The organism is Anoxybacillus mongoliensis, from assembly GCF_014201515.1.
Lineage (GTDB): Bacteria > Bacillota > Bacilli > Bacillales > Anoxybacillaceae > Anoxybacillus > Anoxybacillus mongoliensis.
Genome location: NZ_JACHEQ010000003.1, coordinates 180,442 through 193,790 on the forward strand (window position 1 = coordinate 180,442; position 13,349 = coordinate 193,790).

Annotated in this window: 17 protein-coding genes; all 17 read right to left on the reverse strand. The window is 43.5% G+C overall.

Annotated features, from left to right (window positions below; genetic code table 11):
- Positions 1-57: 57 nt before the first annotated feature.
- Positions 58-831, reverse strand: a complete 774-nt coding sequence (locus tag HNR43_RS04525) for a YlmH family RNA-binding protein (RefSeq protein ID WP_183241674.1) — start codon at positions 829-831, stop codon at positions 58-60.
- Positions 831-1,103, reverse strand: coding sequence for a YggT family protein (locus HNR43_RS04530; RefSeq protein WP_032101525.1), 273 nt, complete (start codon positions 1,101-1,103; stop codon positions 831-833). Before HNR43_RS04530 ends, HNR43_RS04525 begins: the two co-directional genes overlap by 1 nt.
- Positions 1,104-1,105: 2 nt before the next feature.
- On the reverse strand, positions 1,106-1,528 hold the full coding sequence (locus HNR43_RS04535) for a cell division protein SepF (protein ID WP_035046585.1): 423 nt from the start codon (positions 1,526-1,528) through the stop codon (positions 1,106-1,108).
- Positions 1,528-2,211 (reverse strand): YggS family pyridoxal phosphate-dependent enzyme, encoded by a 684-nt coding sequence (locus HNR43_RS04540; RefSeq protein ID WP_183241676.1) that lies wholly within the window; start codon positions 2,209-2,211, stop codon positions 1,528-1,530. The genes HNR43_RS04535 and HNR43_RS04540 overlap by 1 nt, the downstream gene beginning before the upstream one ends.
- A gap of 4 nt (positions 2,212-2,215) precedes the next feature.
- Entirely contained in the window at positions 2,216-3,019 is an 804-nt protein-coding gene (pgeF, locus tag HNR43_RS04545) for a peptidoglycan editing factor PgeF (protein WP_183241679.1), read from the reverse strand.
- 69 nt (positions 3,020-3,088) lie between these two features.
- Positions 3,089-3,331 carry a YlmC/YmxH family sporulation protein gene (locus tag HNR43_RS04550; protein WP_183241681.1) on the reverse strand — a complete coding sequence of 81 codons (243 nt, stop codon included), beginning with the start codon at positions 3,329-3,331 and terminating at the stop codon, positions 3,089-3,091.
- A 115-nt stretch (positions 3,332-3,446) separates the two neighbouring features.
- Positions 3,447-4,226 (reverse strand): RNA polymerase sporulation sigma factor SigG, encoded by a 780-nt coding sequence (gene sigG, locus HNR43_RS04555; RefSeq protein WP_006321470.1) that lies wholly within the window; start codon positions 4,224-4,226, stop codon positions 3,447-3,449.
- Positions 4,227-4,291: 65 nt separating this feature from the next.
- On the reverse strand, positions 4,292-5,011 hold the full coding sequence (gene sigE / locus HNR43_RS04560) for an RNA polymerase sporulation sigma factor SigE (protein ID WP_129000088.1): 720 nt from the start codon (positions 5,009-5,011) through the stop codon (positions 4,292-4,294).
- 47 nt (positions 5,012-5,058) lie between these two features.
- Positions 5,059-5,952 (reverse strand): sigma-E processing peptidase SpoIIGA, encoded by an 894-nt coding sequence (gene spoIIGA / locus HNR43_RS04565; protein WP_183241683.1) that lies wholly within the window; start codon positions 5,950-5,952, stop codon positions 5,059-5,061.
- 130 nt (positions 5,953-6,082) lie between these two features.
- Positions 6,083-7,201, reverse strand: a complete 1,119-nt coding sequence (gene ftsZ, locus HNR43_RS04570; protein WP_183241685.1) for a cell division protein FtsZ — start codon at positions 7,199-7,201, stop codon at positions 6,083-6,085.
- Between the two features lie 26 nt (positions 7,202-7,227).
- Positions 7,228-8,508 carry a cell division protein FtsA gene (ftsA, locus tag HNR43_RS04575; RefSeq protein WP_183241687.1) on the reverse strand — a complete coding sequence of 427 codons (1,281 nt, stop codon included), beginning with the start codon at positions 8,506-8,508 and terminating at the stop codon, positions 7,228-7,230.
- Positions 8,509-8,588: 80 nt separating this feature from the next.
- Positions 8,589-8,948 (reverse strand): small basic family protein, encoded by a 360-nt coding sequence (locus HNR43_RS04580; protein WP_006321460.1) that lies wholly within the window; start codon positions 8,946-8,948, stop codon positions 8,589-8,591.
- Positions 8,949-8,953: 5 nt separating this feature from the next.
- The gene (locus HNR43_RS04585) at positions 8,954-9,670 is read right to left on the reverse strand and encodes a DUF881 domain-containing protein (RefSeq protein ID WP_183241689.1); all 717 of its coding nucleotides are present in this window, start codon (positions 9,668-9,670) and stop codon (positions 8,954-8,956) included.
- Between the two features lie 11 nt (positions 9,671-9,681).
- Positions 9,682-10,395: a DUF881 domain-containing protein gene (locus HNR43_RS04590; RefSeq protein WP_183241691.1), complete on the reverse strand. Its 714-nt coding sequence runs from the start codon at positions 10,393-10,395 to the stop codon at positions 9,682-9,684.
- On the reverse strand, positions 10,358-11,140 hold the full coding sequence (locus HNR43_RS04595) for a cell division protein FtsQ/DivIB (RefSeq protein WP_183241693.1): 783 nt from the start codon (positions 11,138-11,140) through the stop codon (positions 10,358-10,360). The genes HNR43_RS04590 and HNR43_RS04595 overlap by 38 nt, the downstream gene beginning before the upstream one ends.
- A gap of 131 nt (positions 11,141-11,271) precedes the next feature.
- Positions 11,272-12,180, reverse strand: a complete 909-nt coding sequence (murB, locus tag HNR43_RS04600) for a UDP-N-acetylmuramate dehydrogenase (protein ID WP_183241695.1) — start codon at positions 12,178-12,180, stop codon at positions 11,272-11,274.
- Between the two features lie 40 nt (positions 12,181-12,220).
- The gene (murG, locus tag HNR43_RS04605; RefSeq protein WP_183241697.1) at positions 12,221-13,312 is read right to left on the reverse strand and encodes an undecaprenyldiphospho-muramoylpentapeptide beta-N-acetylglucosaminyltransferase; all 1,092 of its coding nucleotides are present in this window, start codon (positions 13,310-13,312) and stop codon (positions 12,221-12,223) included.
- Positions 13,313-13,349: the final 37 nt, after the last annotated feature.

The following is a 13,349-nucleotide window of genomic DNA, read 5'->3' on the forward strand; positions in this document are numbered from 1 at the left end:
CACCTCCATCTTATGTACGTACCGTATGTTTCGACATGTTTTGCGAAAATCCTGCTTTTATTTTGCTTTTTCGACAACGATGCGCCATTTTTCTTTTTTTGTTTGCCCAACAATCGCTTGCAGTCGGCAGCGTCCATACCCGCGCAACGAAAGCAAATCCCCTTCTTGACACTCCATATGAGCTTGGTCGACCGTTTTCCAATTTACTTTTGCATAGTTTTGGGTAATGAGCGCTTGCGCTTTTTGTCGTGATATTCGGAAACATTGCGCTAAAATGGCATCAAGTCTCAAAGAAGAAACAGTAAACGTCTCTTCCTCCCATTCCTCTTTCACAACAAGAAGTTGCGAAAGCGGTTGTTCTTCTAACGATACTTTTGCTTTTCCAATCGAAGTTACGTTCATTTTTACAAACGGTGCAATTTCTTTGGCGACGACAAATTGAATGACATCGTCAACGATGACGATGTCGCCAAACTTTTCACGCTTCACACCGAGTGACAAAAGGGCACCGAGCACGTCACGATGCCCGAGCGTCACAAACTTTTTCGGGTAGCGAACGGAAAACAACGATAGTTGAAAATCATCTTCATTCGGTTGCATGTACGGCGGATATAATAGCGCACGCTTTCGCTCAACAGATGATGAACCGCCAAAAAAAGCAACGTGCACCTCGTCGTTGTTGCCGACAATCGAGCGGGCGATTTGTTGTTCGCGCGGAGTTAAAAAGTCCGTGAGTTTCGGAGCATATTGTTCCGTCACAAGCCGTTTCCATTCGCACACGAGATCGATAAAATGATGCTCTTCTTTTCGAAAATGTTGATAAATATCCATTACAATCCTCGACTTACCATATCGACTAATCCGTAAACGCCTGCCGTCGCAAAGCGTAACACAAGCAAGGCGACGATCGGAGAAATGTCGATCATGCCAATCGGTGGAATGAAGCGACGAAACGGCTCTAAATACGGCTCACAAATGTTAGCGAAAAATTGCCCCACTTTCGTTTCGCGCGCATTTGGAAACCAAGACATTAAAATGTAAATAATAATCGCATATGAATATACTTCAATGACTGTTGCGACAAAGTTTGCTATTTGATACACATTTACCACCTCTTTATTGTCGGTTCATCATCAGAGACAATCGAAATTGAGCCGCTCACATCAACGTTATCCGGCGTGCATAAAAAAATAGTAGAGCCGACTTGTTGAATGTCTCCGCCAATCGCATATACCGTTCCGCTTAAAAAGTCAACGATGCGTCGCGCTTGATCGCGGTCGACACGATGGACATTAACAACGACGGCACGCCGATTTTTTAAATGGTCGGCAATTTCTTGTACTTCCGCGTAAGCGCGCGGCTCAAATAAAACGAGCTTGGACGATTTTTGTACGCTTTGTAAACTGACGACATTTTGCTTTTGTTCGGCTTTTGGTTGTTGGGCAACTTCTTCTTGCTCGTATTCATCCTCTTCCCATTTTTCTTCATCTAAATCAAAAAAATCGCGAATTTTTTTCACAAATCCCATCATTCCACCTCCTCTTCACCGACAAGACATGTGCCGAGTCGAAGAAACGTAGCTCCTTCTTCAACGGCAATGATATAATCGTTTGACATTCCCATCGACAGTTGTGTACATGGAGCGTGCGGAAATTGTTTTTCTTCCACGCGCTCTTTTAACTCACGTAGCGTTCGAAAACAACGACGAATCGTCTCCTCATCATCCGTATATGGTGCCATCGTCATCAATCCAACAACTTGAATACGCGAAAAAGCGGATAATGTTTCAATAAACGGCAATACGTCTTCTGGCGCTAATCCGTGTTTAGACGTCTCTCCTGATACGTTCACTTGCACAAAACATTTCATTGTTCGATTCGCTCGTTTGTCGATTTCTTCCGCTAACGAAAGACGATCAAGCGAATGAATGTAGTCGACGTAATCGATGATTTGTTTTACTTTTCTTGATTGCAACGTACCGATAAAATGCCACGTCGCTTCTTTTCCGATTGCTTCATATTTCTGTAAAAAACCGTCGGCACGACTTTCACCTAAATGAACGATGCCTGCTTCCACCGCTTCGTTTGCGCGTGCGATGCTTACGTATTTTGTCACTGCCACGATTTGAACGTCTGCGGCGTTGCGTCCTGTCTTTTCACACGCTTCAGCAATATGTTGTTGAATCGTTTGTAACCGTTGTTTCACAGACATGTCATCACCTCCAGCCAATAAGCGCCATCATTCTTCCTGTTTTGCCACCGTCGCGGCGGTGAGAGAAAAATAATGACTGCTCACAGCTTGTGCAATACGATGAAATAGCGATGTGTTCGCTCGGAACACCTGCTTGCTGCAAAAGCTGTTTATTCATTTCTTTTAAATCGAGCGCATACTGTCCCTTACTTGTTTCATTATAAAGAGATTGAGACGAGTTGACTAGCGCCTTTTGAACGAATGTGATGACGCGATCATCGACGATATAACAACAGCGACCAATCGACGGTCCAATGACGACATACATATCACGCACATTTACTCCTTCTTCACTCCACCGCTTCACCATTTCACCAGCGATGTTATGCACCGTTCCTTTCCATCCGGCATGTGCAAGTCCAATGAGCTTTTTACTTGGGGCAAAAAAGTAAAGTGGAACACAATCGGCAAAACAAAGCGCTAACATGAGCTGTTGCTCGCTCGTGTACAGCCCGTCTGTATGCGGCACAGCGGTATCATACGTGCGCACCCCTTTGCCCGCATGTTCGCTCGTCACTTTTTCGATGTGTACACCATGCACTTGATCGGCACATACCCAGCGATCAAGCGAAACGTTCAACTGCTCGGCTACTTTTTTCCGATTTTCACACACCGCATGTCGATGATCGTTGACGTGCATGCCAACGTTTAACGTTGCAAACGGTCCGGTGCTTACTCCACCTCGTTTTGTTGTAAACGCAACAATGACGTTTTCCCAGTCATCAAACATAAGCAATGACTCATGCGCTTGGCGAAATATATCATTCATCATTCGACATCCTTTGTACAATTTTATCACTTTTTTTCCTATTTTATCACAGCTTGCCGAAAACCTGAACTATTCATCGCCATCTAATCGAACGAGAATGACATCAGCACCGACTTTGACAATATCGCGCCACGGAATGATGATTTCATCCGTCCGTCCGAATAAGCCGAGCACTTTTCCCGTACCGATAATAATGATAGCTTCAATTTGACCGGTCGTTAAATTAATATCAATATCTCCAATATTTCCGAGACGTTTGCCGTTGGCAACATTGACGACGTCTTTTTGTTGTAGTTCAGAAATTTTCACCATGTTCCCCCGCTCCTTTTCTTCGTTCTATCTCCTATATGTATGCATAAGCTGTTCGTTGTAGTCATATGAAGCACATAGAAAAGCCCCCACCTGTTTACGTCGGTGGAGGCGTAAATTACCACTGAATATTTTTATTCATTTGTTTAATGGCGGCTTTTTCTAAACGAGATACTTGTGCTTGTGAGATGCCGATTTCTTCGGCAACTTCCATTTGTGTTTTTCCTTGAAAAAATCGTTTGCGAATAATCATTTTTTCACGTTCATTTAATCGGCGAAGCCCTTCTTTGAGCGCGATTTCTTCAATCCAATTTGTATCGCGGTTTTTCTCATCGCTCAGCTGATCCATCACATAAATCGGATCGCCGCCATCGTTGTAAATCGGTTCAAATAGCGAAACAGGATCTTGGATGGCATCTAATGCAAATACAATTTCTTCGTGCGGGACATCTAAAATTTTCGCAATTTCTTCCGCTGTCGGTTCTTTTGCTGTTTCACTCATCATTTTTTCGCGCACTTGTAACGCTTTGTATGCAATGTCGCGCAGCGAACGGGACACGCGAATCGGGTTATTGTCACGTAAATATCGGCGAATTTCACCAATAATCATCGGTACGGCATACGTGGAAAATTTCACGTTTTGACTTAAATCAAAGTTATCAATCGATTTCATAAGTCCAATACAGCCGACTTGAAACAAATCGTCGACATATTCACCACGATTGTTAAATCGTTGGATGACGCTTAATACGAGCCGTAAATTCCCGTTGATTAATTTTTCGCGTGCGGATATGTCACCGGCTTGCATTTGCCGAAATAATTCACGCATTTCTTCGTTTTTTAGTACGGGAAGTTTCGATGTATCAACGCCGCAAATTTCAACTTTGTTTCTTGCCATGTCTTTCCCTCCTTACAGGAGATGCTGTCAGCTTTCAGTATCTCCTTCGAAGGGAAAAATATGCATTACATCATTTTGTTAAATTCTTTTCGCAATCGTTTAATAATTCGCTTTTCTAGACGGGAAATGTACGATTGGGAAATGCCTAATAAATCCGCAACATCTTTTTGTGTTTTTTCTTCTCCACCACTTAGTCCGAAGCGAAGTTCCATAATTTGTTTCTCTCTGTCACTCAATTGGTCAAGGGCACGAAATAGTAAGTTCCGGTCAATGTTTGCCTCTAAATCTTTCGTAATGACGTCATCTTCTGTGCCTAATACGTCCGACAACAACAGTTCGTTACCGTCCCAGTCAATGTTTAACGGTTCATCAAACGATACTTCCGAGCGCACTTTATTGTTGCGCCGTAAATACATTAAAATTTCATTTTCAATACAGCGCGACGCATATGTAGCGAGCTTAATTTTTTTTTCCGGATTGAACGTATTGACCGCTTTAATTAATCCGATCGTACCAATGCTAATTAAATCTTCAATGTTAATGCCGGTATTTTCAAATTTTCGAGCAATGTAAACGACGAGGCGAAGATTTCGTTCGATAAGTAGTGAACGCGCCGTTTCATCTCCGGAAGGAAGTTTTTTTAAGAGCATTTCTTCTTCCTCTTTGGTGAGCGGAGGTGGCAACGCTTCGCTTCCACCGATGTAATAAATTTCGTCCGCTTTGAGCCCTAATTTTTTTAGTAGTTTGTACCATAAATACGTGAGGCGCAATTTGAATAACTTCATAAAATCCCCCTTCTATTTCGGCACGATCGGCCGTATGATAATAATAATTACGACGCTTGCGACATGACCATATGCGGATGGACGATGCAATTGTACTCTCCGTCAGCGGAAAGCGACGACGGGTGAAAACCAACAAGCACTTTTGTAACAGATGTCCATTGTTTTCCGTCCGACCATTGCACGTCGTCTAGTTTCATTGCAATTAATAGCTGTTGCTCGACACCAACGGCTCGATATGGAACGAAACGTATACGACTAACCCATTCGCTCGGGATGTCATCTGTGTACGTCCGGTTGTGAATCATTTGTAGAACGGTTGGAGGAAATATATGTGCGAACGGTTGCAATTCCACAATCATGACCGGTGTGTTTGTTAACGGGTCGCGCAACTGGTTTCCGCTATCAACTAATCCTTTTAAACATACCGTTTGTCCAAAACATGTCACACGTACGTCAATGACATGTTCAAAGCGTAATTTTTTCTCCCGAATCGCTCCCATTTGCATCTTAGATAATAACCATAAAATCGGAAACATCATAACGACAAACAACCAGCTAATCGAAGTGGAATGCAAAAGCCATTGTGATGAATAAGCTGTTATTTCACTTTGTAGTAAAAAGTGAAATGCAATGAGCCCTCCGCCCATCATAAACGTTGCAAAATAAAAAGCGAGCACATTTTCGATAAAAAAACGAAAACGATGAAAGCCAAAACAAATCCAAACGATGAAAAAAGAGACGATGAGTTTTGTTGCGATATGAGACATCATATAGGCAAAAGGCGTGAAAAGAAGCAAGACGAGCAATGAGCCGAATAATGCCGCAAGCATAAGCCGCCATAACCGAACGCGGCGCTTTAACATAATCGCCACGAGCCATAGTAACATCGCATCAAAACAAAAATTTAATAACCATACGAGATCGGCATAAATCAGCGGCATCCCCTCCTTATCTTGAAACTAGTATATAGCACTTTCGATAGAAAAGTATGTCAAACGATGACGTCATTTCTTTAGAGATTTTGTCAGATGATGAAAATAAGAAAAACGCCCACACGTAGTGAGCGTTTTTTTAACGGCGACGATTGCGGTTGCGCAGGAAAGCTGGAATGTCAAGCGGGTCTTCTGCTTGTTGTCCGCGCGTTGGCGAGTAGTCAATCGGCTCTTCTTTTTTCTCGCGTTTGACGCCAACGTTCGGTTTGACAACCGCTTGTCGTGTTGCTTTCGCTTGGTTCACTTCTTCGTTAAATCCAGTCGCGATGACAGTCACGATAATTTCGTCTTTTAAGTTTTCGTTAATGACCGAACCAAAAATCATATTGACATCTTGGTCGGCAGCTGATGCGACGATATCTGCTGCTTCTTGCACTTCGTACAAGCTTAAGTTCGTTCCACCTGTAATGTTCATTAGTACGCCTTGTGCACCGTCGATGGACGTTTCTAATAGCGGGCTAGAGATCGCTTTTTTCGCTGCTTCTGCGGCGCGGTTTTCTCCTGTTGCTACACCGATTCCCATAAGAGCTGAACCTTTATTCGACATAATCGTTTTCACATCAGCAAAATCTAAGTTAATTAATCCCGGTACAGCAATTAAGTCGGAGATGCCTTGTACCCCTTGACGAAGCACGTTGTCTGCTTCGCGGAATGCTTCTAACATCGGCGTATTTTTGTCAACAATTTCTAACAGACGATCGTTCGGAATGACGATGAGTGTATCGACTGCTTCTTTCATCGCCGCAATACCGCTTGCCGCTTGCATCGCACGCTTTCTTCCTTCAAATGTAAACGGGCGTGTGACGACGCCAACAGTAAGGGCACCTAAATCACGCGCGATTTGAGCGATGACTGGAGCCGCCCCCGTTCCTGTTCCTCCGCCCATGCCGGCTGTAACGAATACCATATCGGCACCTTTGAGCGCCTCTTCAATTTGCTCTTTACTTTCTTCCGCTGCTTTTTTTCCTACCTCTGGATTTGCTCCTGCACCTAATCCACGCGTCAATTTCGCACCAATTTGTAGCTTAATTGGTGCCTTTGATAAGTTTAACGCTTGGGCGTCTGTATTGACTGCAATAAATTCAACACCTTGTACTCCGTGTTCAATCATGCGATTGACAGCGTTATTTCCGCCGCCGCCGACACCAATTACTTTAATTGTCGCTAACTGATCAACAGTCGTGTCAAACTCCAACATGATAATCCTCCTAGCCATTCAAATTGTCATTCAAAAAAGTATCCGAAAAATTTCTTGACTTTATGTGCTAAATGTTCTTCTTTCTGTTTTGGTTTTGCTGGCGCTTTATGCACCTTTTTCTCCGCTTGGAAATCGTTTGACGCGCTAGAAGAAAGAACGGGAACGTGTCTTCCTTGTAACTTCGCATTTTTATAAGCGAATTGAATTAAACCGACACCGTTTGTGTATTGTGGATCGCGAACACCAATATAATCCGGCATCGCGACGCGAACAGTGTGTCCAAAAATCGCTTCGGCAAGTTCTAATACGCCCGGCATATTGACTGTTCCACCGGTTAACACATATCCGCCAGCCAAATCGCGAAATCCGCGTCGACGAATTTCTGCTTGTGCCATTTGTAAAATTTCTTCTACACGCGCTTCAATCATATCCGCAATTTCCAATTGGCTAAATTGTTGATGTTGGTCAGTTCCGATAATAGGAACGCTAAATACTTCTTCTTCAGAAGCAAGATCGTAAAATGCATGTCCATGTTTTAGTTTAATGCGTTCTGCATCTTCTGTCGACGTACGCATGCCGATCGATAAATCTTTTGTAATATGTTCCCCACCGATTGGAAGCACGGTCGTTGCTTGTAAAAATCCTTGTTCAAACACAGCGACCGTCGTTGAACCGCCACCGATATCAATAAGTGCCACACCTAAGTTTTTTTCATCTTTCGATAGGGCAATTGAGGCTGCCGCTAGCGGTTGAAGACATACATCAAGCACTTCTAACCCCGCTCGTTCAACACAGCGAAGCACGTTATGTAAAGCCGTTTTTGATGCGGTAATCATCGTTCCTTCCATTTCTAATCGCACACCTAACATGCCGCGCGGATCGTTAATTCCATCAAGTCCGTCAACGATAAACTGTTTTGGAATAACATCAATAATTTCGCGCTCTGGTGGGACGGAAACGACTTGGGCTGCTTCGATGACGCGCGTGACGTCTTCATTCGTAATTTCTTTATTTTCGCTTGATACAGCGACAATCCCATGACACGGTTGAAGTTGAATATGATTGCCGTTTACTCCGACAATGGCGCCTTTAATCGTTACGCCGACCATCCGTTCCGCTTGTTCAATCGCTCGTTTAATCGATTGTACCGTTTCATCTATATCAATAATGGAGCCTTTTTTCAGCCCTTGCGATTTCACATTGCCGACACCGATAATGTTTAACTGATCGTTAATCATTTCGCCAATGATGACTTTTACACTGGACGTACCGATGTCAAGACTAACATAAAAATCGTTGCTGTTCATTCTGGTGGCACCTCCTTTACAAAATGAACGTTGTTATGTATATCAACACTATATTCCACATCCGAACAGCATTCCCTTTTTTATAAACGATTTTTTTGGCGGCTTTCTAACCATTTCGTCAGCAAAATTCGGCGGATGACAGCGATGTTTTGAAACAGGCGCACGCCGAACGCAAATACAGCTGCTAAATACAAGTCTACACCAAGATGCACACCGAGAAAAGCTAAACTTGTTGCTAAAATAATATTAAAAAAAAATCCAGATACAAATACGTGCTCGTCATAAATATTTTGCAAATGTGCACGAATGCCACCTATGAGCGTATCAAACGCTGCGAGCACCGCGATTGATAAATAGTTCGCATATTCGCTCGGAATGCGCCAATCCGTCAACAATCCGAGCAATATGCCAATGACGAGGCCGAGCAACGGAAGCCACATCATGTTCACCTCCTAGCATCTTCGACTGCTTCCATTTGTTTGACGCGCACCGTCCCATCGTATGGAGGGATAACGACACGTTGTTGTGGCTCTGAAATCGTGAGAAGTAGATTTTCAAGGGCAAAGTCATCGGCAATCGTCGAAGCTTTGAGCCGGTTGTACATTTTTTCTGCGTCCGCCGCAATGACTTTGATTTCAAACGGGAAAGAGCGTAGCGGGTACGAATCCACTTTCGTCACACCGTTAATGTCGCGAATGACCGTCGTGTTGACGATGCGTTGGTCAGCAATCGATACATATTGAGCGCCATACATATTTAATTCGTTCATGAGCCGGCGAAGCAACTCCGCAGACACTGTATCGCTAACCGGACCGACGTACGATTCATCATACATTTGTTCGACATAAAGCACGACACCTTCCCCGACCACTTCCGTTAGCCCCGCTTCTTTTTTTAATTCCTCTACCGTTTGGCGAAGAATCGCTCCTTTGTTTTCCGACCGTTGTTGTTCATATTTTTCTAACGTTTCTTCATACTTTCGTATTTCCTGCAACAGTTGTTTATGTAACTCTTGCTCTTTTTTTAAATCTTGTCGTATTTCCCATATGTCACGTGTGTCCCGCACATCTGGTTCATGGCTCGTTTGAAATTGGATCGCCAACATGAAACCGATAATAAGCGACACAAACGTAAAATGCCATGTCGTTTTTCGCGTCAACATCGCTCCTCCTCTTATTTTTGCATCAGCGGTTCCATTGTAATTTCTGATTTTTCTACAATATCAACAACAATATGGTCGCTCGTTAGTTGGTCTTTGACGCCACCAGCGATCGTTAATGCAGGGATCAGTACGTTCGGATCGCCAATCGCTTGAATAACGAACGGGGCTGGGTGTTGCATCCCATCAATTTCAATGACTGGACCATTACAAACGATATACGATTGGTGCGATAATCGTTGTCCGTTAATCGACACCGCAGACGCCCCCGCAATCAATAGTTCATTGACGACTTGAAACACATGTTGTTCGTGAACAATGTAGTTCGTGGCGTTCGCTTCGGAAGGAATGTATGAAGCATCAGATAGCGTCACTTCTACCCCTTTCCCTTTTACTTTCACTTTGCCAAGATACATGCGCAACCGTTCCGCATCTTCGACAAGGTTAAAATAAACTTGCTCCTCGCTTGCTAATTGTTTTTCCATTTCACGAACGCGTTGCTGTTTTTTAAACAATTCGGCTTGTAGCTTTTGGTTTTGCTCTTGCTGTTCAATGAGCTGTTGACGATACTCATATTCTTTATTCCATTGACGTTCAAGTTGGCGATTAGCCGTCTCTTTTTTCGTCAGTTGATAAGAGAAGGCCAACATAAAGCCTAAAACTAAACAAACGAACGACAAAATGACATGGCTACCGTTCATTTTCATCGTTTTTGTCATTCCCTTCATCTGCTTCGTACGGTTTGAAATATGTGCTCATCTCTAAATGAAGGACGCCTTTTGCCCCCGGCTGTAATTGGCTGACGATCGAAGGATAATGAACAATTTTTTCCGAAAAACGATCGACGGTAGCACTCACTTCTATGCCATCATTCATATAGACAGTAATATGCCTTTGGTCCGATGAGTTTGGGGTATAATGAATTTCTGAGATGAGGTTTAAAATCGAACTTGGCGTGTTTGCCAATTGGGTGGCCATCTCTTGAATAGCCTCTCCTTCTTTCCATCCGACTAAAATCGGGGCATCGCTTGGAATCGCTCGTTTTGCATGCGTCAACACCTTTCCGTTATCTAAAATCGGCAAAAAGGAATGCTTGTCCAAAATGTAAGCGATCCGCTTTCGTTCAACGACAACGATGTCAATGCGATTCGGAATTCGTTTTTTGACATGTACTTCTTCCACTTCGGGATGTTGTTTAATTCGCTGTTCCACTTCCGCTTTTTTTACTTTCCAAAAGCTCGTCTTTTTCGTCACGCCACTTAATTGAATAATATCTTTGGAAGCGATATGATGATTTCCTTCGACGTGGATGACGGCAACGTTGCTTAGTGGCGACTGCGCGTACACGACGCCTAACAAAAGCATAAAAAATAAAGCGATATATGCAATGAGTAAGCGATTCGCGCGTTGTCTTCGCTGCTCTTTTAATTTTGGCACACGTTCTTCAAGAACAACAACTTTTCCTTTTCCCATTCACTCCACCTCGGTCGATGGACCAAATCAAAATAACAAGAAAACTAACGGCGCATATGAGCAACCGTTAGTTCATTGTCTCTATTTTTATTATAGCATAATATAGAAAAAATTAGGATGGGGAAAATGTATTACTTCCGCCCAACAATTTCAACTTCTGTTTGCAATGATACGCCGTATAAGTCATAAATCGTCTTTTTCACATAATCGATGAGCTCGAGCACATCTTTTGCCGTTGCTCCGCCGGCGTTGACGATAAAATTCGCATGTTGTTCAGAAATTTTTGCTCCGCCGATCGTATATCCTTTTAGCCCCGCTCGTTCGATCAACTGACCGGCGTATTTTGGAAGGGGGTTGCGAAAAATGCTTCCCGCACATGGGTAGTTCCACGGTTGTGTTTCGCGGCGATAATCTTTATTTTTTTGCATCGCTGCCACAATTTCATCACGGTTTCCTTTTTTCATTTCAAGCGTGGCTGCGACGCAAATGCCTTTTCGCTTCGTTTGTAGGACGGACGTCCGATACGAAAATTCCATCTCTTCATTTGTTAACCATTCAATCGTTCCGTCTTCAAACAAAATTTGTGCTTTCTTCACGATGCGCGACATATCTGAACCGTGAGCGCCAGCGTTCATATATACCGCTCCACCCACCGTTCCCGGAATGCCTCCCGCAAACTCCAGCCCGGACAGTCCTTGTTTACTAATGACTGTCGCCAGTTTAATGAGCGAATATCCTCCGCCAACTGTCACTTCTGTATCATGAATGTATAAATCATCTAATCCTTCACCAAGTTTAATGACAACACCTGCAATGCCTTCATCTAACACAAGTAAGTTCGAACCGCGACCGATCGCACGCCAAGGTACATCATATTTTCGGACGATTTCCATCGTCTTTTTTAAGCTATCTATATTTTTCGGCTCAACAAAAAGGTCAGCAGGTCCGCCAATTTTGATCGTCGTATGACTTGCCATACGTTCGTTTTCTTTCACTGTTCCGACGTTCGCTTGCAAGAGCTCTTCACGTAGTTTTTCCAATGTTCTACCTCCTCTACCTCTTTCCTATATCGTATGCAATTTATGAAATCATCTCCACCATGACGCGATATAAACGTTCTGCCGCATCGCGAATGCCTAATTGAAACGCCGCTTCCTTCATGTTAGTCAACGTTTGTTCGTCTAACAAAATGCGGTCGATATCGTCAAGCAAACGCGCACCTGTCAATTCGCTTTCTAAACGAACGATCGCTGCCCCTTTTTTCTCAAGCGCTCGGGCATTTTTTTCTTGGTGATTATTTGTCACATATGGGCTCGGAATTAAAATGCTCGGAATGCCAAGCGCTGTAATTTCTGCAAGCGTCGTTGCACCTGCACGCGCAACGATGACATCGACCCCACCTAACACTTCCGGCATATTGTGAATAAACGGACGAATGATGACGTTTGGCGGATTGCCGACATCGTTCACCGCCTTTATTACTTTATCATAATGAACGTCGCCTGTAACATACAAAAATTGATACGGTTTTTGTTCGACTTCATGAAGCACTTGTAAAAACGCCTCATTAATCGGACGGGCACCGCGACTGCCACCGACAATGAGTACCGTCTTTTTCTGCTCATCTAATCCGAGCGACCGTCTCGCTTCTCGTCCGTCTTTTCCTACGACTTCTGACGCGCGCGGGTTTCCTGTTAATACAACTTTTTTGTTTGGAAAATAGTTCTTTGTTTCTTCGAAGCAAATGGCAACTTTATCGGCATAGCGGCTTAAAAATGTATTCGTCAATCCCGGAATGCTGTTTTGTTCATGAATGATCGTCGGGATGCCTAATTTCGCTGCTGCATACACGACAGGTCCGCACACGTATCCCCCTGTGCCGAGCACAACGTCCGGTTTGTATTGTTTCAATAGTTTTTTGCATGCGCGCACACTTTTTATAAAACGAACGAGCGTTTTGACGTTTTCCAATGAAAGACTACGTTTTAATCCGCTAATGTCAATCGCATGAAATGGGATGTTTTCTCTTGGAACGATCTTGCTTTCTAACCCTTTTTTCGTTCCAATGTACAATACATCGACGTTTGGATGTTGTTTTTTCACTTCATGAATAAACGCAAGCGCAGGATAAATATGACCTCCTGTTCCGCCACCACTCACTACAATTTTCATCGTTTTTCCCCCTCATCGAAAGTAACAGAAGAAGCTG